This is a genomic window from Streptomyces diastaticus subsp. diastaticus (assembly GCF_011170125.1).
Classification (GTDB): Bacteria; Actinomycetota; Actinomycetes; order Streptomycetales; family Streptomycetaceae; genus Streptomyces; species Streptomyces diastaticus.
In genome coordinates this window covers 522,772-544,126 of sequence record NZ_BLLN01000002.1, presented here as the reverse complement: position 1 = coordinate 544,126, position 21,355 = coordinate 522,772, and the positions used below count along the sequence as shown (strand labels likewise).

Here is a 21,355-nt window from a genome sequence, read left to right as displayed (position 1 = left end):
GGGCAATGCCGACGGACCGGCCCGGACGGGAGGTAGAGGGGCCGTGGTGTTTGGATGCTCCGGTGATCATCCACCTGTTCCTGTTCGCGACCGGCGGGCTGACGGTCTGGCTGCTGGGCCGGAGAGTGCGGCAGCGCGCGGCGCGTGCCGCGCGAGGCGCGGTGATCGAGGTCCCCTGCCTGCTGCGGCATCCCGCGCGCGCGGGCCGGTGGCTCCGCGGACGGCTCGTGACGGGCCCCGGCACGGCGGCCTGGGCGCCTCGCACCAGGGCAGGGGCCGGACTCGGCCTCCCGGCGGGGATCCGGCCCCTCGACGTGCGGTCCCCGTCGACGCGCGAGGCCATGCGGATCAACGCGGGCTGCCGGATCGTCGAGTGCGCCTCCGACGAAGGCACCGTGCTCCTCGCCGTGATGCCGCACGAGCTGGGCCACGTCCTCGCGGCCCTCGCACGGACGTGAGCCGCCTGGTCCAGCCGCCCGGTCCGGGGTGCCGCCCGGCGGGGTGCCGCCCGGTCGGGGGTGCCGTCCGGCCCGGTGAGCCGTCCGGTCCGGCGGGTGGTGCCTGTCCCGCGACGAGCGGGGCCAGGCCCTCGCGGCCCTCGCGCGGACGTGAACCGCCTGGTCCAGCCGACCGGCCCGGGGACCCGTCCGGTCGGGGGAGCCGTCCGGCCCGGGGAGCCGTCCGGTCCGGGGTGCCGTCCGGTCCGGGGTGCCGTCCGGTCCGGCGGGTGGTGCCTGTCCCGCGACGAGCTGGGCCAGGCCCTCGCGCGGGGCCGCTCCGCCCGGCGGCCGTCCGTGCCGCCGGGCCGTCACGCCGGGCGGCGTCCGTTTCGCGCCACCCGGGCCATAAGGCGCCCTTTCCCGTGGGTGCCCGTCGCCGCAGACTGACCGGCGGCCGGGCGCGCCGTGCGGCCGGGGAGGCGGGGGTACGGGTGCCGACGAAGCGCGGGGGACGGCGGCCGGGTCCGCGGAGGACGCCGGTCCGGCGGCGGACGGCCAGGCGCCGCACCACCCGCCGTCGCCGGCAGCGGGCCACCGCGCGCCTCGGCGCGGGCGCGGCCGCCCTGCTGCTCGCGGCCTCCTGGCCGACGGTGCGGCCCCATCTCCTCGCCGTGGCCGCGGCGGGCGTGGCCGGGGCCCTGCTGTGGTGGCTCCGGCGCACCGACCGCCTCCACCGAAGCGGCGAGCGGCGGAGGCGTGAGGCCGAGGCGGTCCGCGCCGGACAGCTCTCGCTCGCCGAGGTCGACGCCCTGAGCTGGCAGGAGTTCGAGCGGTACGTCGCCGGGCTCTGCCGCCGCGACGGCTGCCGCGACGTCGTCGTCACCGGCGGCTCGGGCGACCTGGGCGCCGACGTGACCGCGACCCTCCCCGACGGACGGCGCCTGGTGATCCAGTGCAAGCACTACGCCCCGCACCGGTACGTCCCCAGCGGCGACATGCAGAAGTTCCTCGGCACGGCCTGGCTCCACCACCGGGCCGACGTCGCCGTCTTCGCCGCCACCTGCCCGTTCGGCGAGGCGGCCCTCGCGCTCGCCGCCGAGCACCGCATCGTCGCCGTCCACCGCGACCTGCTCGGCCTGTGGAACACCGGCACCCCGCTGACCGCCCTGCTCGGCCTCGGCGGCGCGGGCCAGGGCGGCGCCGCCCACCGGCGCCGGTGGCGTGAGACGTACGGCCGCGGGTGAGGACACCGCCCCACCCGCCGCCGGCGCGCCTGTCCCCTCCTCTTCGGCCGCCGCCGCTGCCGGGGCGTCCAGGTGCCCCGGTGCGACTGGCACCGGGAGTACCCGACCATCGCCGGGTTCCCGCACGGTCTGCCCGACTCCGTCTGCGTCGAACCGCACTTCATCTGCTTGCCCACGCGTTCCCTCCTCCCTGTGCCGTACCGGGTCGGCGGTGCCCGTCCAGCCTGGTGCCCGGACCCCGGCCGGCGTGTCCGAACCCCCGGGCCCGGCCGCTTCCCGACGGCACCGGGCCGATACGCGACCTCGCCCGGTCCCGCCCCGCCCACGCACCCCGCCCGGCGCCGCGCGTCCCGCGGCGAACCGGAGTCTCCCGGTCCCCCCGCGCCCCCGCCCCCGGCGTGGCATCATCCGGGACATGAGCAGCAGCCGCGGCCCGGCGCCCCACCTGGGCGACCTCGCGCTCCTGCGCCGCGTCCGCGACCGGATCGACCGGGAGTACGCGCGGCCGCTGGACGTGGAGGCGCTGGCCAGGGGCGTGAACATGTCGGCCGGCCACCTCAGCCGCCAGTTCCGGCTGGCCTACGGCGAGCCGCCGTACACGTACCTCATGACCCGGCGCATCGAGCGGGCCATGGCCCTGCTGCGCCGCGGCGACCTCAGCGTCACCGAGGTCTGCTTCGCGGTCGGCTGCTCCTCGCTCGGCACCTTCAGCACCCGCTTCACCGAGCTGGTCGGCGTCCCGCCCAGCGTCTTCCGCGACCGGCAGGACCTGGCCGGGCAGAACATCGAGGGAATGCCCGCCTGCGTCGCGAAGCAGGTGACCAGGCCGGTCAGGAAGGGGAAGCGGGCCCGGACGGCCGGGCCGGGCCAGGAGGCGGGGAGCGGCGGCGCCGAACCGGTCAGGAATCGAGAAGCGCGCCCCGGACGGCCCGCCTAGCGTGAGGGACATGAGCGCCGAACCCGACACCCGCCTCACCGTCCACGCCGGCTTCCTCCCGCACGACGACCCGGACGCCGCCCTCGCCTTCTACCGCGACCTGCTCGGCTTCGAGGTCCGCGACGACGTCGGCTACGGCGGTATGCGCTGGATCACCGTCGGACCGCCCGGCGGTGCCGGCACCGCCCTCGTCCTGCTGCCGCCCGGCGCCGACCCGGGCGTCACCGAGGAGGAACGCCGCACCATCGAGGCGATGATGGCCAAGGGCACCTACGCGGGCGTCCTCCTCGCCACCCCCGATCTCACCGCCACCTTCGACCGGCTCGTCGCCGGCGACGCGGAGGTCGTCCAGGAGCCCACCGACCAGCCGTACGGCGTCCGCGACTGCGCCGTACGCGACCCCGCGGGCAACCTCGTCCGCATCCAGGAACGCCGCTGACCCACCAGGCCGCCCACGGCCGACCAGGTGCCGCGCCCCGTACACCGCCGGGCGCGGCACCTCGACCCCGCCCCCGCCCGGAGCCGGGCGACCCGCGGCGGTCCCGCACCGCGGGGACCGCGCGTGACCACAGGGAGAGACCAGACGATGAGCAGGGCCACGAGGCAGGACGCGCCGTCGGCCGCGCCGCACGCCGCCGACCACCACGACCTGATCCGCGTGCACGGCGCACGGGAGAACAACCTCAAGGACGTCACCATCGAGATCCCCAAGCGCCGCCTGACGGTGTTCACGGGCGTCTCCGGCTCCGGCAAGAGCTCCCTGGTCTTCGACACCATCGCCGCCGAGTCCCAGCGGCTGATCAACGAGACGTACAGCACCTTCGTCCAGGGCTTCATGCCGACGCCGGCCCGGCCCGAGGTCGACGTGCTGGAGGGGCTGACCACCGCGATCATCGTCGACCAGCAGCGGCTCGGCGCCGATCCGCGCTCCACCGTCGGCACCGCCACCGACGCCAACGCCATGCTGCGCATCCTCTTCAGCCGCCTCGGCGACCCGCACATCGGCTCGCCCAACGCGTACTCCTTCAACGTCCCCTCGGTCCGCGCCCACGGCGCCATCACCGTGGAGCGCGGCAACAGCAAGACCGTCCGGCAGAGCTTCACCCGCGCCGGCGGCATGTGCCCGCACTGCGAGGGCCGCGGCACCGTCTCCGACATCGACCTCGGCCAGCTCTACGACGACGCCAAGTCGATCTCCGAGGGTGCCTTCACCATCCCCGGCTGGAAGTCCGACAGCTGGTGGACGGTCCGCCTCTACGCCGACTCCGGCTTCCTCGACCCGGACAAGCCCATCCGCGACTTCTCCGAGCAGGAGATGCGGGACTTCCTGTACCGCGAGCCGACCAAGGTGAAGGTCGGGGGCACCAACCTCACCTACGAGGGCCTGGTCCCCAAGATCCAGAAGTCGTTCCTCGCCAAGGACCGGGAGGCGATGCAGCCGCACATCCGCGAATTCGTCGACCGGGCCGTCACCTTCACCGCCTGCCCCGAGTGCGCCGGCACCCGGCTCAGCGAGGCCGCCCGCTCCTCGCGGATCGACGGGGTCAACATCGCCGACGCATGCGCCATGCAGATCACCGATCTGGCCGCCTGGGTGAGCGGCCTGGACGAGCCCTCGGTGACGCCGCTGCTGGCCGCCCTGCGCCACACCCTCGACTCCTTCGTGGAGATCGGCCTCGGCTACCTCTCGCTCGACCGGCCCTCGGGCACCCTCTCGGGCGGTGAGGCGCAGCGCGTCAAGATGATCCGCCACCTCGGCTCCTCCCTCACCGACGTCACCTATGTCTTCGACGAGCCCACCATCGGCCTGCACCCGCACGACATCGAGCGCATGAACGGCCTGCTGCTGCGCCTGCGCGACAAGGGCAACACGGTGCTCGTCGTCGAGCACAAGCCGGAGACGATCGCCATCGCCGACCACGTGATCGACCTCGGCCCGGGCGCGGGCACGGACGGCGGCACCGTCTCCTTCGAGGGCACCGTGGCCGGACTGCGCGCCTCCGGCACCCTGACCGGCCGTCACCTCGACGACCGCGCCACCCTGAAGAAGGCGGTCCGCGAGCCCGCCGGCGCGCTGGAGATCCGCGGCGCCGACCGCCACAACCTCCGGGATGTCGACGTCGACATCCCGCTCGGCGTACTGACCGTGGTCACCGGCGTCGCCGGCTCCGGCAAGAGCAGCCTCATCCACGGCTCGATCCCCGGGAGCGGCGAGGTCGTCTCCGTGGACCAGAGCCCCATCCGGGGCTCCCGCCGATCCAACCCGGCGACCTACACCGGCCTGCTCGACCCCATCCGGAAGGCCTTCGCCAAGGCCAACGGCGTCAAGCCCGCCCTCTTCAGCGCCAACTCCGAGGGCGCCTGCCCCAACTGCAAGGGCGCCGGCGTCGTCTACACCGACCTCGGCATGATGGCCGGCGTCTCCACCACCTGCGAGGAGTGCGACGGCAAGCGGTTCGAGGCGTCCGTCCTGGAGCACCACCTCGGCGGCAAGGACATCAGCGAGGTCCTCGCCATGCCCGTCACCGAGGCCGAGGCGTTCTTCCGCGAGGGCGGGGCCCGCACCCCCGCCGCCCACCGCGTCCTCACCCGCCTCGCCGACGTCGGCCTCGGCTACCTCACCCTCGGCCAGCCGCTGACCACCCTCTCCGGCGGCGAGCGCCAGCGCCTCAAGCTCGCCACCCACATGGGCGACAAGGGCGGCACCTACGTCCTGGACGAGCCCACCACCGGCCTCCACCTCGCCGACGTCGACCAGCTCCTCGCCCTCCTCGACCGTCTGGTCGACTCCGGCAAGACCGTCATCGTCATCGAGCACCACCAGGCCGTCATGGCCCACGCCGACTGGATCATCGACCTGGGCCCCGGCGCCGGCCACGACGGCGGCCGCGTGGTCTTCCAGGGGACCCCGGGCGACCTGGTGGAACAGCGCGACACGCTCACGGGGCGGCACCTGGCGCAGTACGTGGGGCGGTGAGCCGGCACCACCCCACGTACGGCGGCGGTGACCGGCACCGCCGCGGGGTCACGCCGGCGGCGGGCCCGAGCCGGGTGTCCGGTGCCGACGGGGACACGTCGGAGCGGGCCGGGTCGCCGGCGTGACGTTCTCCCGCCCGCCCCGCCACTCCCCGGCCGTCGTGGGCGACGACTGCGCCGACGCGGCCGGTCGGCGCGAGGACACGCGCCCGGGCTACGGGTTCGGGGCCCGGCGCACGGCCGTGCCGGCTCCCGGCCGGCGAAGGCGTACGGAGCGCGGTGCCCCGGTCCCCCCAGACCCGCAGCCAGGTCGCGGCCGGCCGGGCCGGCCCGCCCACGGTCCGGGGGCCGCCCAGGGGCGGCACGTTCTCCGCGACCGGGCATCGCACGGGACTCCGCGCTCGCGGCGTGAGGCGCGGGCCCGGCCGGTTCCCGTCCTCGGAGACCCGGTCACGACCGCACGGCCCCGCCCTGACGAATCAACGAATTGCGAAATTAAGCAATTCGTTACATGCTGGAGGTGCTGTGCCGGCAGGCAGCCGCGCGGATTCGGCGCCGAGCCGGGCGCCGGGCTGCCAGGTGAGAAAGGGTCTTCGTGACGGGTTCTGAAGCTGCGGCACGCCGGGGTCCCGTCGCGGTGAGCGCACTGCCCGGCCGGGCATGGGGCCGCCTGCGCTCCCTGCTGCCCGCCCGCGCCGACTTCACCGCCATGACCCGCGCCCCGCGCCGCGACCTGCTGGCCGGCCTCACCGTGGCGATCGTGGCGCTGCCCCTCGCGCTCGGCTTCGGGGTCTCCTCCGGCCTGGGCGCCGAAGCCGGCCTGGCCACCGCCGTGGTCGCGGGCGCGCTCGCCGCGCTCTTCGGCGGCTCCAACCTCCAGGTGAGCGGACCGACCGGCGCGATGACGGTGGTGCTGGTGCCGATCGTCGCCCAGTACGGACCGGGCGGCGTACTGACCGTCGGCCTGCTGGCCGGCCTCCTGCTGCTCGCGCTGGCCCTGCTGCGGGCCGGCCGGTATATGCGGTACGTCCCGGCGCCGGTGGTCGAGGGCTTCACCCTGGGCATCGCCTGCGTCATCGGCCTGCAACAGGTCCCGAACGCCCTCGGAGCCGACGCGCCCGAGGGTGACACGGTCCTGGTGGCGGCCTGGGGGGCGGCCCGGCAGTTCGTGGCCGCCCCGGACTGGACGGCGGCCGCCCTGGCCCTCGCCGTGGCCGCCGTGATGCTGCTCGGAGCGCGGTGGCGGCCGGCCGTCCCGTTCTCCATCGTGGGGGTCGCCGCCGCGACGGCGGCCACCCAGCTCCTTGACCTGGACGCCACCCCGATCGGCGACCTGCCCGCCGGGCTCCCGGCTCCGTCCCTGGCCTTCCTCGACCTGTCCGCGCTGGGCTCGCTGCTGGCACCGGCCGTGGCGGTCGCCGCGCTCGCCGCGCTGGAGTCGCTGCTGTCGGCCACGGTCGCGGACAGCATGACCACCGGCCAACGGCACGACCCGGACCGGGAGCTCTTCGGGCAGGGCGTCGCCAACCTCGCCGCCCCGCTGTTCGGCGGAGTGCCCGCCACGGCGGCGATCGCCCGCACCGCCGTCAACGTCCGCAGCGGCGCCCGCTCCCGCCTGGCCGCCCTGACCCATGCCGCCGTCCTCGCGGTGATCGTGTTCGCCGCCGCCCCGCTGGTCTCCGCCATCCCGCTGGCGGCGCTCGCCGGGGTGCTGCTGGCCACCGCCATCCGCATGGTCGAGGCGGGGGCGCTGCGGGCGATGGTCCGGGCCACCCGCTCGGACGCGGTCGTCCTGGTGCTGACCGCCACCGCCACCCTCGTCCTGGACCTCGTCCTCGCGGTGGTCATCGGCCTGGCCGTCGCGGGCGCCCTGGCGCTGCGGGCCGTCGCCGGCCAGGCCCGCATGGACCGGACCGACCTGCCGGCCGGACTCCTCGACGCGTACGACGCGGAGGAACGCGCACCGCTGACCGAGCACGTCGCCGCCTACCGCATCGACGGGCCGGTCTTCTTCGCCGGCGCCCACCGCTTCCTCCACGACCTCTCCGCCGTGACCGGCGTCCACGTGGTGATCCTGCGGCTGTCGCGGGTCACGACGATGGACGCCACCGGAGCCCTGGCCCTCAAGGACGCCGTGGAGGAACTCCACCGGCGGGAGATCACCGTCCTGGCCGGCGGGATCCGCCCCGGCCAGCGACCGGCCCTGGCCTCGGTCGGCGCGCTGGACCTGCTGGCGGGGGAGTACGCGACGACGGCGGAGGCCGTCGCCGGGGCGCGCGCCCACCTGCGCCGGGCCGGTCTCCTCCCCGCCGCCCCGGCCACCGCGTCCCTGGGCGAGGAGGCTGCCCGGTGACCGCCGCCCGCCCGGACCTCCCGCTGCGGCACGTCCTGACCCTGCCCACGACCGGCTCCGCCGTGCGGATCGCACGGGAGACCGCCGAAGAGGTCCTCGCCGAGTGGGGCATCGGCCACCGCCACCAGGCCGTCGGCCCCGCCCTGCTGATCCTCTCCGAACTGGTCGCCAACAGCGTCCGGCACGCCGCCGCGCTCTCCCCGAACGTCACCGTGTTCTACGCGGCCGGCCCCGGCGCGTTCGCCTTCGCCGTCCACGACCGCCACCCCCACCGGCCCCCGCTCCCCGTACCGCCCGGCGGAACAACCGGCGGTGGACTGGAGACCGTCGCGGAACTCACCGCCGCTCTCGGCGGCACCGCCGTCGTCCGGTCCGACCCGGACGGCCACGGCAAAAGCATCCGGATCACCCTCCCCCTATGACCCGGCGACCGGCCCACGCCCCGGCGACCGGCCACGACCCGGCCACCGACCGAACGAGGAACACCGTGAACGAAGAGCCCGATCCCCTGGCGCCGTGCCCGCACTGCGCCGGCGCGTACACCTACGAGATGGGCGCGCTCCTGGTCTGCCCCGAGTGCGGCCACGAGTGGGCCCCCTCGTCGGTGGCGCCCGCGGACGAAGACGGCGACGGCCGGGTGGTCAAGGACGCGGTCGGCAACGTGCTCGCCGACGGGGACACGGTGACGGTGACCAGGACCCTGAAGGTCAAGGGCAGCCCGAGCGGCATCAAGGCCGGCACCAAGGTGCGCGGCATCCGCCTGGTGGACGGCGCCGACGGCCACGACATCGACTGCCGGATCGACGGCTTCGGCGCCATGCAGCTCAAATCGAGTGTGGTGAAGAAAGCCTGACCGCCCCTGACGGGCCCCTGCCCCCGACCGGGCTCCGACCGGTGTCCCGGCCCCCGACCCGCCCCTCCCCGCATTGCTAATCTGGCGCTCTCCGGGGGCGGGCCCCATGGCACGGCGAAGAGTTCCGAGGTGGATGCGATGCACGGCACTCGCACGAGAACGACGGCGGCCTGGCCCCGAGTGAGGACCGGCCGGTGAGCACGCCGCTGTACCAACTGAAGGCGGAGTTCTTCAAAACCCTCGGCCACCCGGTCCGCGTCCGCGTCCTGGAACTCCTCAGCGTCCGCGAACACGCCGTCTCCGAACTCCTCTCCGAGATCGGCATCGAACCGGCCCACCTCTCCCAGCAACTGGCCGTCCTGCGCCGCGCCAACCTCGTCGCCCCCCGCCGCGAGGGCTCCGCCGTCCACTACTCGCTGACCAACCCCGACGTGGCCGAACTCCTCCGCGTCGCCCGCACCATCCTCTCCGGCGTCCTGACGGACCAGGCGGAACTGCTGGCGGGGCTGCGGGCGTCGGAGCCCGACGTGGGGCCACAGCGGCGGGGGGCCGGGGAACGGTAGAGCCGGGAGGCCCGTCGTCCACCGGGCCACTCGCCCCCAAGGCCGACCGCGGGCCCCGTCCCGTCTGCTCGGATCCACGCCGCGTTCCAGCCCTTCGCCGTGCCGTCCGGTGGCCACCGGGCCGGCAGGGCACCTCGCGGCGGTACTCGTCGGCGCGCCACGAGCGCGAGCGAGTGCCGAGCGGCTCAGCGGTCGGTGCGCCGGCGCAGAGGCGCCGCCCGTCCCCCTCGCGCTTCCCGTCCTCGGCCGCGGACGCCCCGCCGATCCCGTCGGCGAGTTCGTGGGCGGAACGGACCCGCACGTCGGCGGTGAGGGCCGGTTCGCACGGTGTCTCGGCCGTCTCCCCTGTTCCGTCCTCGTCCCCCGGCGCCCTCACCGCCGACGCCGTGAGCCAGTCGGAGGCCAGGACCGCCCGGTGGAGCGCCGGCAAGTACGCAGAGGGAGTCGTGGACCGGGAACCGGCCGCCCCTGGCGGAACCGTCCGGCCCCCGCCGAGGCGGACAACGTCGAAGGGCCCCACCGCAAGCGGTGGGGCCCTTCGACGTATTGCCCGGTGAGAGCAATGGCGGAGGATACGAGATTCGAACTCGTGAGGGGTTGCCCCCAACACGCTTTCCAAGCGTGCGCCCTAGGCCTCTAGGCGAATCCTCCGCGTCAAACATTACATGACCGCGAGGAGTGGTTGCGAACTCGTATCCGCGGGCGCGATCGGGTACCTTGTGCGGAGCCCCTCACGTGGCGCTATCTGACTGAACTCCCCCAGGGCCGGAAGGCAGCAAGGGTAGGTCGGCTCTGGCGGGTGCGTGGGGGGCGCTTGCGTTTCGGGGTGTGTGGGTGGTCGCCAGTACGCTCGTAGGCGTGTCGTCTCTCGCGCTGTACCGCCGTTATCGCCCGGAGTCGTTCGCCGAGGTCATCGGGCAGGAACATGTCACCGACCCGCTGCAGCAGGCGCTGCGGAACAACCGGGTCAATCACGCGTACCTGTTCAGCGGACCGCGCGGCTGCGGCAAGACCACCAGTGCCCGGATCCTCGCGCGCTGCCTGAACTGTGAGCAGGGTCCCACCCCGGACCCCTGCGGGACCTGCCAGTCCTGCCGGGACCTGGCGCGGAACGGACCAGGCTCGATCGACGTGATCGAGATCGACGCCGCCTCGCACGGTGGCGTGGACGACGCGCGTGACCTGCGGGAGAAGGCGTTCTTCGGTCCTGCCTCCAGCCGGTACAAGATCTACATCATCGACGAGGCGCACATGGTGACCTCGGCGGGGTTCAACGCCCTGCTGAAGGTGGTCGAGGAGCCGCCGGAGCACCTCAAGTTCATCTTCGCGACGACCGAGCCCGAGAAGGTCATCGGGACGATCCGCTCGCGCACCCACCACTACCCGTTCCGGCTGGTGCCGCCGGGGACGCTCCGCGAGTACCTGGCGGAGGTCTGCGGCAAGGAGGACAGCCGGGTCGAGGACGGCGTGCTGCCGCTCGTGGTGCGGGCCGGCGCCGGGTCCGTGCGTGACTCGATGTCGGTGATGGACCAGCTCCTCGCCGGCGCCGGCGAGGACGGTGTGACGTACACCATGGCCACCGCGCTGCTCGGCTACACCGACGGGTCGCTGCTCGACTCCGTGGTGGACGCCTTCGCGGCCGGGGACGGCGCCGCCGCCTTCGAGGTGGTGGACCGCGTGGTCGAGGGCGGGAACGACCCGCGCCGCTTCGTCGCCGACCTGCTGGAGCGGCTGCGCGACCTGGTGATCCTCGCCGCTGTTCCGGACGCCGCAGAGAAGGGCCTCATCGACGCCCCCGCCGACGTGGTCGAGCGGATGCAGGCCCAGGCCTCGGTCTTCGGCGCCGCCGAACTGAGCCGCGCCGCCGACCTGGTCAACGAGGGTCTCACCGAGATGCGCGGCGCCACCTCGCCGCGTCTCCAACTGGAGCTGATCTGCGCGCGGGTCCTGCTCCCCGCCGCCTACGACGACGAGCGCTCCACCCTCGCCCGCCTGGAGCGGCTGGAGCGCAGCGGGCCCCCGGCCGTGGCCGCTCCCCTCGCTGCCGCGCCCCCCGCCCCGCAGGCGTACGCCCCCGCGCAGCCGCAGGCCCCGCAGACACCACCCGCCCCCGCGCCCCAGCCGAGCGCCCCGCCCGCCCCGGCGCCCGAGGCACCCCCCGCCGACGCGGCACCGGCCCGTCCGGGCGCGTGGCCCGGGTCGGCACCGCCCGGTTCCGGCGCGCCCGCGCCCGCCGCGCGCAGGCCCGGTGGCTGGCCCACGGCCGGTGCGGGCGGGCCCGGTCCGCGGCAGCCCGAGCCGCAGGGCCGCCCGCAGGGGCCGGCCCAGCCGCAGGCGGCTCCCGCCGCGCCCCCGCCGGGCGCGGTCGACGCCCGCGCCCTGTGGCCGAACGTCCTGGAGGCGGTCAAGAACCGCCGCCGCTTCACCTGGATCCTGCTCAGCCAGAACGCCCACGTGGCCGGGTTCGACGGCACCACGCTCCAGCTCGGCTTCCTCAACGCCGGCGCGCGGGACAACTTCGCGAGCAGCGGCAGCGAGGACGTCCTGAAACAGGCGCTCAGCGAGGAGTTCCAGGTCACCTGGAAGATCGAGACGGTCATCGACGCCTCGGGCGGCCAGAACCCGCCCGGCCCGTCCGGCGGAGGGGGCGGTGGCTGGGGCCAGGCACCGCCGCAGTCCCGGCCCTCGGCGCCCGCGCCGCCACCCGCGCCCGGTCCGCCGCAGCCGGGCCCGTCGGTCCCTCCGGTCCCGGCGCCCGAACCGCAGCGCCCGCCGGTGCCGCAGCGCGAGCAGCGGCCCCCGGCGCCCGAAGCGCCGAGACGCCCGACCTCCATCGAGGACGACATCCCGGAGGAGGACGACCCGGACCTCGACGAGTCCGCACTCTCCGGCCACGACCTGATCGTGCGCGAGCTGGGGGCCACGGTGGTGGATGAATATACGAACGAGTAGCGGGCTGTTTCTCGGCAGCCCGTACAGGGGCGGCCCCGGGGCCGGGCTAGGCTGAATCCCGTGAAGGTCCTCGTCATTGGCTCCGGCGCCCGCGAACACGCCCTGTGCCGCTCCCTGTCCCTCGACCCCGACGTCACCGCCCTGCACTGCGCGCCCGGCAACGCAGGCATCGCCGAGGTGGCCGAGCTGCACGCCGTCGACGCGCTCGACGGCGCCGCCGTCGCCCGCCTCGCCGGCGGCCTCGGCGCCGACCTGGTCGTGGTCGGCCCGGAGGCACCGCTCGTCGCGGGCGTCGCCGACGCGGTCCGGGTGGCCGGGATCGACTGCTTCGGCCCGTCCGCCGAGGCGGCCCGGCTGGAGGGGTCCAAGGCGTTCGCCAAGGACGTCATGGCCGGCGCCGGGGTGCCGACGGCCCGCAGCTACGTCTGCGCCACCCCGGCCGAGATCGACGCCGCCCTCGACGCCTTCGGCGCGCCCTACGTCGTCAAGGACGACGGGCTCGCGGCCGGCAAGGGCGTCGTCGTCACCGAGGACGTGGACGCGGCCCGCGAGCACGCGCTGAACTGCGTCACCGCCGGGGGCGGCCGGGTCGTCGTCGAGGAGTTCCTCGACGGTCCGGAGGTCTCGCTGTTCGCCGTCACCGACGGTCGCACCGTCGTCCCGCTCCAGCCCGCGCAGGACTTCAAGCGCGCACTCGACGGCGACCAGGGCCCCAACACCGGTGGCATGGGCGCCTACTCGCCCCTGCCGTGGGCCGACCCGAAGCTGGTCGACGAGGTGCTGGAGACGGTCCTCCAGCCGACCGTGGACGAGCTGCGCCGCCGCGGCACCCCCTTCTCCGGACTCCTCTACGCCGGGCTCGCGATCACCTCGCGCGGCATCCGCGTCATCGAGTTCAACGCCCGCTTCGGCGACCCCGAGACCCAGGTGGTCCTCGCCCGTCTGCGCACCCCGCTCGCCGGGGTGCTGCGCGCCGCCGCGAACGGCACCCTCGCCGGGCTGGAGCCGCTGAGCTGGAGCGAGGAGTCCGCGGTCACCGTGGTCGTCGCCTCGCACAACTACCCGGGCGCGCCGCGTACCGGCGACCCGGTCGAAGGGCTCGCGGAGGTCGCGGAACTGGACGCTCCCGCGGCGTACGTCCTGCACGCCGGGACGCGCCGGGAGGGGGGCGCGGTCCTCAGTGCGGGCGGCCGGGTCCTGTCGGTGACCGCCACCGGGGCCGACCTGACCGAGGCGCGCGACCGCGCGTACACGGCCGTGGCGCGCGTCCGGCTGGACGGCTCCCAGCACCGCTCCGACATCGCGGCCCGCGTCGCCGTGGAGCAGCGCGGCTGACGCACCCCGCGTACGCCCCGCGCTTCGCGTACGCCGCTGTTCGCCTCCCCCGTCCACCGGCCTTGGGCCGTGGGCGGGGGAGGCGGCGTTTCCGGGGCGTGCGGGGGCGCCGGTGGGGGGCGCGTGAGGATCGCAGAAGCGCGCGCTCCGCGTGCAAGCTCTGCCCAAAGGCATTCCATCGAGTGACCGATCCGCCATCCGGCTGACGCTCCGCCCACCCCCAACTAGGGTGCCGCGCAAGCGCTCTGCGGCCCGTGGACCGGGGTGTGCGGCACTTGGCCCACCGGCATTGCGATGTCGGTGCCGGGTGCCACAGTGGGGGAATGAGCAACGCCGTCGAAGCGCGTCGGCACCGGCTGGGACAGCGGGCGCCGGGCGGGCGATAAAGGGGTGTGACCGGTCGTGTCAGGTGTGAGTGCGCAGACGGACGCGGAGGCAGCGCGCGCCGGGGCCGTCGCCGTGCTGCGGACCCGCGGCCGGGCCGCGGCCCTCGCCCTGCTCCCGGCGGCCCTCGCCGTCGTCCTGCTCGCCGGCGGCCCGACCGGGGTCCTCACCGGGACGGGCTGGGACACGGCCCGCGCACTGGTCTGTGCCGTCGCCGTCCTCGTCCTCCTCGCCGCGGCGGCGGTGGCCCTCGCCGTGGCCCGGGCCCGGCCCGCGGTCAGCCCCACCGTCCCCGTCACCGAGAGTTCCGCGCCCGACCTGCACCGCCTGGTGCGCGATCTCGCCGACCGGCTGGAGGTCCCCGCGCCCTCGGCGATAGCGCTCACCCCCGACTGCGACAGCTGGCTCGAGGACCGCAGCCACCCCGCGCTCGGCGCCGAGGCGGTCCGCCCCGCACACGACCAGGCGCCGCCCGCGCCGGTGCTGGTGATCGGCTCGCCCTTCCTGTGGTGGATGCGCGTCGCCGAGTTGCGCGCCGTGCTGGCCCCGGTCGTCGCGGGCACGGGGCCGTCGGCGCAGCCCGACATCCTCGCCGCCCGCCGCTTCGTCCGCGGCCTCGATGCCGCCGCCGCCCTCGGCACCGAGCCGGACCGGGGCCCGCTGGCCCGGCTGGTGCTCGGCGGGACGGGCCGCGCCGCCCGGCTGCTGCTGCGCGCCTGCCGCGAGGAGGCCGCCGAGATGGAGCGGGCGGTCGCCGCCACCTCCTCCGAACGCGCCAAGACGGTCGACTACGGCCTGCGCATCGCCGCCCAGGAGCAGATCGGCCTCGCCTACGCGGGCTGGGACCGGCTGCTCAACAGGGTCGCGCTCCCCGCCTGGCGGACCGGGCGCTGGCCGTCCCGGCTGGACGCCGGAGTGGTCGCCGCCCTCACGGAGCTCTCCCGCCGCGACCGCCTCGCCGACGACTTCACCACCCGGCTCGGCGAACGCCCCGCCTGCGACCTGCTGGAGGAGCCGGGAACCGTCGACGAGGCGACCTCCCTCCTCGCCGCCCGCCTCTTCCACGGCGAGCCGGCGGGACGCGGACCGGAATGGCTCCCCGTCGACTGGGAGGAGTACGCCGACGAGGTCGTCGACCGCACCTGGCGCACCGAGGCGGCACGCCTCCACCGGATCCTGGACGAACTGGGCGTGCCCGACGGCGGCCGCCCGGACGGCGCCGAGCCCGGCGGAGCCACCCTCGACCGGGTGCTGGAACACCTCGCGGTCCCGGCCGGCACGGCTCCCGCCGGTCCGGGGCACCTCCCGGAGCTGACCGAGGAGGAGCTGGCGACCGCCTCCGACGACGAGCTGGCGCTGCGGACGGGCGTGGACATAGGGGGCGGAGCCCAGGCCGCCCGCTCCGCGAGACCCCGGCCGGCCGGGGTGCCCCAGCCCGGGGGCGAGGTGCGGCGGCAGGTGGCCGAGCGGGCCGAGCAGCTGGCCTCGGCGCTCGCGGCGGAGGTGGCCCGTGAGGAGGCCGGGGTTCCGGCGGTGGCACCGGCACCCGTGGGACAGGGGGCCGACGAGACCCTGTGGGCCGGGGGGCGGCTGCCGCTCTGTCCGCTCCAGCCGCCCCGTACGGGGCGGGAGTTGCTCGCCGAGCACGTGGTGGCCATGGTGTGCTGCTCCGCGATGGACACGGCCGGGGCCCAGCCCGGGCTGGACTGGCTCGACGGGCCGGTGCTGCTCGTGCGGGGCAGGCGCGTGGCGGACCTGGGAGGGCGTGTCGCCGGGCTGGTCGAGCACGGGGATGGCGCGGCCCTGCGCGCCTGGGTCCAGGGGAACGGGGTCCGCTCCGACAAGCCGGTCCGCCTCGTCTGACTCCGGGCCACCCGCCACGGCCGGGGCCCGCCCCGGCCGCGCTGTCGTTCGGCCGCCCGACCGTGCCGGTCCAGGACGGCCTCAGGCGTCGGTCGGGCTGGGGTGTGGCCGGGTTCTGCCGCGACCGCCGATGCCGCCCGTCTCCGTCGCTGAGGGCCTTGAGCGCCGGCCGGGCTGGGGTTTCGGCTGGGCCCGGTCGACATCCGGAGGCTCGGGGGCCCGGGCCCGACCGCAGCCCGGCCGGCGTTCGGGCCGTCCTGGGCCGGTGCGGACAAGGCGGGGCCCGGCCACACCCCAGGTCTGGCCGTAGGCGAACCCCTTGCCGAAGGCAGAGCCCAGTCAAGAGCGGGGCAGGGATTGTCCGAAACCCGGCCCTGCGTCACCCGACTGCCCGGCGGGGGCGCCAGGGCGCCGGGAGATCCCGGATCACCCCCGGCACCGCAGGCGGAACGTCCCTGCGGCACCACGCCCGCACCCGGGCAAGTAGCCCCATAGCCGGACCGAAACGACGCGACCAACGGGAGCGATGCGCTCCGTTCCCGTCAATTGGAGACGAACGGTGACGGAGCGCGTGCGTTATGTGATGTGCTGGGCGCGGTCGCCGGATGCGGAGTGGACGCGGCAGCGCGGACTCCGGTGAGCGAGGGAGGGGAGCCGCATGGGGTCGGGGCACATCCGCCGGTGGGAATCGGGTGCGTACGCGCACGCCGTGTCGGACCCTTTCGGCCAGGGTCCGGTCCCCTGGCTGCGTGGCAGTGAGAACTACTTCGACGACACCGGTCAGGTGGTCCCCTGGTACGTCGAGCACGCACCCGCGCCCGGCGCCTCCGGCCCCCGCATCCCGCCGCCGAGAGCGGGCGGCGGACCGCGTACGGCCGACGACGTGGACCAGCAGATCAAGGGGTACGCCTCGGCGGGAGCCGTCGCCCCGGGGGAGTCGATCGACTTCCACATCACGGTCAACCCGCCCCAGCAGTTCTTCGTGGACGTCTACCGCATCGGCCACTACGGCGGCGACGGCGCCTCCAAGATCACCACCAGCCCGCGCCTGTCGGGCATCGTGCAGCCGCCGCCGCTCACCGCCGACCGCACGGTCTCCTGCCACCACTGGTGGCTCTCCTGGCGGCTCCAGGTCCCCAGCCTGTGGAGCATCGGGGCGTACGTCGCCGTGCTGACCACGGCGGACGGCCGGTACCGCTCGCACGTGCCGTTCACCGTCCGCGACGGCCACCCCGCGGACCTGCTGCTGGTGCTGCCCGACGTGACCTGGCAGGCGTACAACCTCTACCCGGAGGACGGGCGGACGGGCGCCAGCCTGTACCACGCGTGGGACGAGTCGGGGAAGCTGCTCGGCGAGGAGGACGCCGCCGTCACCCTCTCCTTCGACCGGCCGTACGCGGGCGCCGGCCTGCCCCTGCACGTCGGCCACGCCTACGACTTCGTCCGCTGGGCCGAGCGGTACGGCTACGACCTCGCCTACGCCGACACCCGCGACCTGCACTCCGGCCGCATCGACCCGACCCGCTACCGGGGCCTGGTCTTCCCGGGCCACGACGAGTACTGGTCGGTGCCGATGCGCAACACCGTGGAGCTGGCCCGGGACCACGGCACCTCACTGGTCTTCCTCTCCGCCAACACCATGTACTGGAAGGTCGAGTTGTCGCCCTCGGCCTCCGGCGTCCCGGACCGGATGCTGACCTGCCGCAAGCGACGCGGCCCGGGCCGCCCCGCGCTCTGGCGCGAGGTGGAGCGCCCCGAGCAGCAACTCCTCGGCATCCAGTACGCGGGCCGGGTCCCCGAACCGCATCCGATGGTCGTCCGCAACGCCTCGCACTGGCTCTGGGAGGCGACCGGCGCCCACGAGGGCGACGAACTGCCCGGCCTGGTCGCGGGCGAGGCCGACCGGTACTTCCCGCGCACCCGGCTGCCGGAGCACGACAGCCGCATCCTGCTGGCCCACTCGCCCTACCGCGACCACGAGGGCGCCAAGCGCCACCAGGAGACCTCCCTCTACCGTGCCCCGAGCGGCGCCCTCGTCTTCGCCTCCGGCACCTTCGCCTGGTCCCCGGCGCTGGACCGCCCCGGCCACGTCGACGAACGGATCCAGCGCGCCACGGCCAACCTCCTCGACCGCATCTGCAAACGCGACTGACCCGCGTCCGCGCCCGCCCCGGGCCGCGCCGTTTCCCCGGCCGCCACCCTGACCGGGCCGGACCTCGGCCGATACGGAAGAATCGGGGGCATTGGCCAGAACCACGGGGAGGAACCGTGTCCGGATTCGTCGAAAAGCCCGAGCCCGTCGAAGTACCGGGCCTGGTGCATCTGCACACCGGCAAGGTGCGCGACCTCTACCAGAACACGGCCGGCGACCTCGTCATGGTCGCCAGCGACCGCATCTCGGCGTACGACTGGGTACTGCCGACCGAGATCCCCGACAAGGGGCGGGTCCTCACCCAGCTCTCCCTGTGGTGGTTCGAGCAGCTCGCCGACCTGGTTCCCCACCACGTCCTGTCCACCACTCTCCCCGAGGGCGCGCCCGCCGACTGGCAGGGGCGCACGCTGGTGTGCAAGTCGCTGGAGATGGCGCCCGTCGAGTGCGTCGCGCGCGGCTATCTGACCGGCTCCGGCCTGGTCGAGTACGAGGAGAGCCAGACCGTCTGCGGCCTCGCCCTCCCGCCCGGCCTCGTCGACGGCTCGGAGCTGCCCGGGGCGATCTTCACCCCCGCCACCAAGGCGGCCGTCGGAGACCACGACGAGAACGTCTCCTACGAGGAGGTCGCCCGGCTGGTCGGCCCCGAGACCGCCGCCGAGCTGCGCCAGACCACCCTCGCGGTGTACGGCCGGGCGCTGGAGGTGGCCCGCGAGCGGGGGCTGATCCTCGCCGACACCAAGTTCGAGTTCGGCCACGACGCCGAGGGCGCCCTGGTCCTCGCCGACGAGGTCCTCACCCCGGACTCCTCGCGGTACTGGCCCGCCGACCAGTGGGAGCCGGGCCGCCCCCAGCCCTCCTTCGACAAGCAGTTCGTCCGTGACTGGCTGACCTCCGCCGAGTCCGGCTGGGACCGCCGCTCGGAGCAGCCGCCGCCGGCCCTGCCCGAGGAGGTCGTGGACCGCACCCGCGCCAAGTACGTGGAGGCGTACGAGCGGCTGACCGGCGTCAGCTGGGGCTGACGGGACGAGGCCGGCCCGCCGCGCCCCGGCACCAGGGGCGCGGGCGGGCCGGCCCGCCGGGCACCGGCGCGCGAAACGAGGAAGCCCCGGTCCGATGGACCGGGGCTTCCTCCGTGGAGCGAACGACGAGGTTCGAACTCGCGACCTCAACCTTGGCAAGGTTGCGCTCTACCAACTGAGCTACGTTCGCCTGCTGCGCCGTGGCGCGAGCACCACTATACCCAACCGCGCTCGCGCGCGAGACGGACCGCCGCGTGCCGGTTCTCGGCACCGAGCTTGGTGACGGCCGAGGAGAGGTAGTTGCGGACGGTGCCGGGGGAGAGGGCGGCGCGCGCCGCGATCTCCGCCACGGGCGCCCCGTCCGCCGCCAGCTCCAGCACCTCGGCCTCGCGGGCGGTCAGCGGCGAGTCACCGGCCGCGATGGCGTCGGCGGCCAACTCCGGGTCGACGTAGCGGTTCCCGGCGTGGACCGAGCGGACCAGTTCGGCCAGCCGCTGTGCGCTCACCGTCTTCGGGACGAAGCCCCGCACCCCGGCGGCCAGCGCCTGCTTGAGGTTGCCGGGCCGGCCGTGGCCGGTGACGATCATGACACGGCAGCCGGGCAGCTCCTCCCGCAGCGACGTGGCCACCGCCACACCGTCCGCGCCGGGCATCTGAAGATCGAGGACGGCCACGTCGGGACGGTGGGCGCGGGCCATCGCCAGCGCCTCCGGACCGGTCGCCGCCTCGGCGACCACCACCAGGTCCTCCTCCAGCGCCAGCAGCGCGGCCAGCGCGCCCCGGATCAGGTGCTCGTCGTCGGCGAGCAGGACGCGGACGGGCGCCTCGCCGGGGGCGGCGGGCGCGGCGGCGGGCAACTCGGGGGTGTGGTCCGGCATGGCCTCTTCCTACTCCTGCTCCTGGCGGCCCGGCTCCGCGGGGCGCGGCACACCGGCCGGCCCCGGCGCGTCCTGGGCCGGTACGGGTACCCGCGCCACCACGCGGAACGCGCTGGCGCCGGCGGGCCCGGCCTCCAGCGTCCCCCGCTCGGCGGCGAGCCTCTCCCGCAGCCCGGCCAGGCCGTGGCCGCCGGTGGCGCCGTCGGGGGAGGCCGAGGGCGACGGTACGCCGTCGTTCTCGACGGTCAGTTCGGCGACGGCCGGCCGGTCCCCGGGACGGTTCTCCGGAGGGACGGTCAGCGCGATGCGGCAGTGCGCGGCGTTGCCGTGCCGCAGCACGTTGGTGACGGCCTCCCGGACCACCCAGGCCAGCGCCGCCTGGACCCGGCGGGGCAGCCCGGTCGGCGTACCGGTCACCGTGCAGGTGATCCCGGCGGCGCTCAGGACGCCCTGCGCGCCGAGGAGTTCGGTGAACAGATCGGCCTCCCGGTACCCCCGGACCACCTCGCGGACCTCGCGCTGCGACTCCTGGGCGATCCGCTGCACCTCCGCCATCTGCTCGACCGCCTCCGGCCGTTCACGCCGGGCGAGCTGGACCGCCAGCTCGCTCTTGAGCGCGATGACGGAGAGGTTGCGGCCCAGCACGTCGTGCAGGTCCCGCCCGAACCGCAGCCGCTCCTCGGCCACGGCCAGACGCGCCCGGGTGTGACGGGCCTCGTCGAGTTCGTAGACGGCGTGCAGGAGCCAGACGGAGAAGCGGGAGGCGAGGGTGAGGCCGCCGGAGCTGAACAGGGTGGAGAGGGCGAGGGCCGCCGCGGCGGGCGCGGGCAGCAGGAGCGAGCCCAGCGCCCAGCCGCCGAAGGTGGCCACCAGCACCGCCACCAGGCTCTGCCGGTTCCTCGGCAGCACCAGGACGCAGAGGCCGCAGCCGAAGGCGAGGAAGAGGACGAAGGTGCCCGCGCAAGCCGTGTAGTACGTGTCCGGAGGTTCGGACGGCAGCTTGACGAGGACGAGTGCGGAGAGGGCGGCGCCGACGAAGCTCCACGTCGCGTACGCGCCCAGCAGCCGCCGGGGCTGCGCCCGGCGCCCGGCGGCCCAGTCGAGCGCCTGCCCGGTCAGCCGGAACCCGGCGACGGTGTGCACCAGCACCGCCCCCGCCACCGGCAGCGCGGAGCGGGCCGGTACGGGGGCGAGAGAGAAGAGGGCCGTCAGCAACTGGATCACCGGGAAGAACTGGAAGGAGATCCGGGTGTACGCCTCGACCTTGGCGGCGGTGCCCTTCCGGCCCCACCACGACCGGGGCCGCCTGATCGCGGCCTGGGCGGTGGCGCCGTACGAGCCCTCGTCCTCGGTCCCGGCCATGGTGACGCGTCCCTCCGTGCCGGGCAGCGGTGCTGCCGGTCCCT

16 protein-coding genes, 2 tRNA genes and 1 other RNA gene are annotated in these 21,355 nt (G+C 75.2%); 15 read left to right on the top strand and 4 right to left on the bottom strand.

The window, feature by feature from the left end; translation table 11 throughout:
- Nucleotides 1-62: 62 nt before the first annotated feature.
- From Sdia_RS04295 to Sdia_RS04255, 9 genes are all read left to right on the top strand, one after another.
- Nucleotides 63-458, top strand: a complete 396-nt coding sequence (locus tag Sdia_RS04295; RefSeq protein ID WP_229830667.1) for a hypothetical protein — start codon at nucleotides 63-65, stop codon at nucleotides 456-458.
- Between the two features lie 404 nt (nucleotides 459-862).
- Entirely contained in the window at nucleotides 863-1,684 is an 822-nt protein-coding gene (locus tag Sdia_RS04290; protein ID WP_443098643.1) for a restriction endonuclease, read from the top strand.
- Between the two features lie 415 nt (nucleotides 1,685-2,099).
- Entirely contained in the window at nucleotides 2,100-2,621 is a 522-nt protein-coding gene (locus tag Sdia_RS04285) for a helix-turn-helix transcriptional regulator (RefSeq protein WP_100457534.1), read from the top strand.
- 10 nt (nucleotides 2,622-2,631) lie between these two features.
- A complete protein-coding gene (locus Sdia_RS04280) occupies nucleotides 2,632-3,060 on the top strand; it encodes a VOC family protein (RefSeq protein ID WP_100457592.1) in 429 nt (142 codons plus the stop codon).
- Between the two features lie 147 nt (nucleotides 3,061-3,207).
- Nucleotides 3,208-5,598: an excinuclease ABC subunit UvrA gene (locus Sdia_RS04275; RefSeq protein WP_100457535.1), complete on the top strand. Its 2,391-nt coding sequence runs from the start codon at nucleotides 3,208-3,210 to the stop codon at nucleotides 5,596-5,598.
- Nucleotides 5,599-6,306: 708 nt separating this feature from the next.
- Nucleotides 6,307-7,950 (top strand): SulP family inorganic anion transporter, encoded by a 1,644-nt coding sequence (locus Sdia_RS04270; RefSeq protein ID WP_242537740.1) that lies wholly within the window; start codon nucleotides 6,307-6,309, stop codon nucleotides 7,948-7,950.
- Entirely contained in the window at nucleotides 7,947-8,372 is a 426-nt protein-coding gene (locus Sdia_RS04265; protein WP_115067640.1) for an ATP-binding protein, read from the top strand. The genes Sdia_RS04270 and Sdia_RS04265 overlap by 4 nt, the downstream gene beginning before the upstream one ends.
- Nucleotides 8,369-8,803: a zinc ribbon domain-containing protein YjdM gene (locus tag Sdia_RS04260; RefSeq protein WP_189500040.1), complete on the top strand. Its 435-nt coding sequence runs from the start codon at nucleotides 8,369-8,371 to the stop codon at nucleotides 8,801-8,803. Before Sdia_RS04265 ends, Sdia_RS04260 begins: the two co-directional genes overlap by 4 nt.
- 194 nt (nucleotides 8,804-8,997) lie before the next feature.
- Nucleotides 8,998-9,366 (top strand): ArsR/SmtB family transcription factor, encoded by a 369-nt coding sequence (locus Sdia_RS04255; RefSeq protein WP_100457538.1) that lies wholly within the window; start codon nucleotides 8,998-9,000, stop codon nucleotides 9,364-9,366.
- A 563-nt stretch (nucleotides 9,367-9,929) separates the two neighbouring features.
- Here the strand turns inward: Sdia_RS04255 and Sdia_RS04250 are convergent.
- Nucleotides 9,930-10,017 (bottom strand) — tRNA-Ser (locus Sdia_RS04250).
- A 71-nt stretch (nucleotides 10,018-10,088) separates the two neighbouring features.
- Between Sdia_RS04250 and ffs the strand changes: the two genes are divergently transcribed.
- The 6 genes from ffs to Sdia_RS04220 all read left to right on the top strand — a co-directional run bounded on the left by ffs (nucleotide 10,089) and on the right by Sdia_RS04220 (nucleotide 19,071).
- Nucleotides 10,089-10,187: signal recognition particle sRNA small type (ffs, locus tag Sdia_RS04245), an RNA gene on the top strand.
- 37 nt (nucleotides 10,188-10,224) lie between these two features.
- Nucleotides 10,225-12,318 carry a DNA polymerase III subunit gamma and tau gene (locus Sdia_RS04240; RefSeq protein WP_100457594.1) on the top strand — a complete coding sequence of 698 codons (2,094 nt, stop codon included), beginning with the start codon at nucleotides 10,225-10,227 and terminating at the stop codon, nucleotides 12,316-12,318.
- A gap of 60 nt (nucleotides 12,319-12,378) precedes the next feature.
- Complete coding sequence (gene purD, locus Sdia_RS04235) at nucleotides 12,379-13,653, top strand: phosphoribosylamine--glycine ligase (protein WP_189500039.1); 1,275 nt, start codon at nucleotides 12,379-12,381, stop codon at nucleotides 13,651-13,653.
- Nucleotides 13,654-14,055: 402 nt separating this feature from the next.
- Nucleotides 14,056-15,900 carry a hypothetical protein gene (locus Sdia_RS04230; protein ID WP_185393239.1) on the top strand — a complete coding sequence of 615 codons (1,845 nt, stop codon included), beginning with the start codon at nucleotides 14,056-14,058 and terminating at the stop codon, nucleotides 15,898-15,900.
- Between the two features lie 658 nt (nucleotides 15,901-16,558).
- Nucleotides 16,559-18,052 carry a N,N-dimethylformamidase beta subunit family domain-containing protein gene (locus tag Sdia_RS04225; protein WP_189500038.1) on the top strand — a complete coding sequence of 498 codons (1,494 nt, stop codon included), beginning with the start codon at nucleotides 16,559-16,561 and terminating at the stop codon, nucleotides 18,050-18,052.
- A 116-nt stretch (nucleotides 18,053-18,168) separates the two neighbouring features.
- The gene (locus Sdia_RS04220) at nucleotides 18,169-19,071 is read left to right on the top strand and encodes a phosphoribosylaminoimidazolesuccinocarboxamide synthase (protein WP_100457542.1); all 903 of its coding nucleotides are present in this window, start codon (nucleotides 18,169-18,171) and stop codon (nucleotides 19,069-19,071) included.
- Nucleotides 19,072-19,185: 114 nt separating this feature from the next.
- On the opposite strand, the gene Sdia_RS04215 is transcribed toward Sdia_RS04220, so the two are convergent.
- From Sdia_RS04215 to Sdia_RS04205, 3 genes are all read right to left on the bottom strand, one after another.
- Nucleotides 19,186-19,261, bottom strand: a tRNA-Gly gene (locus Sdia_RS04215).
- 25 nt (nucleotides 19,262-19,286) lie between these two features.
- A complete protein-coding gene (locus Sdia_RS04210; RefSeq protein WP_100457543.1) occupies nucleotides 19,287-19,949 on the bottom strand; it encodes a response regulator transcription factor in 663 nt (220 codons plus the stop codon).
- A 9-nt stretch (nucleotides 19,950-19,958) separates the two neighbouring features.
- On the bottom strand, nucleotides 19,959-21,311 hold the full coding sequence (locus tag Sdia_RS04205; protein ID WP_100457544.1) for a sensor histidine kinase: 1,353 nt from the start codon (nucleotides 21,309-21,311) through the stop codon (nucleotides 19,959-19,961).
- Nucleotides 21,312-21,355 lie beyond the last annotated feature (44 nt).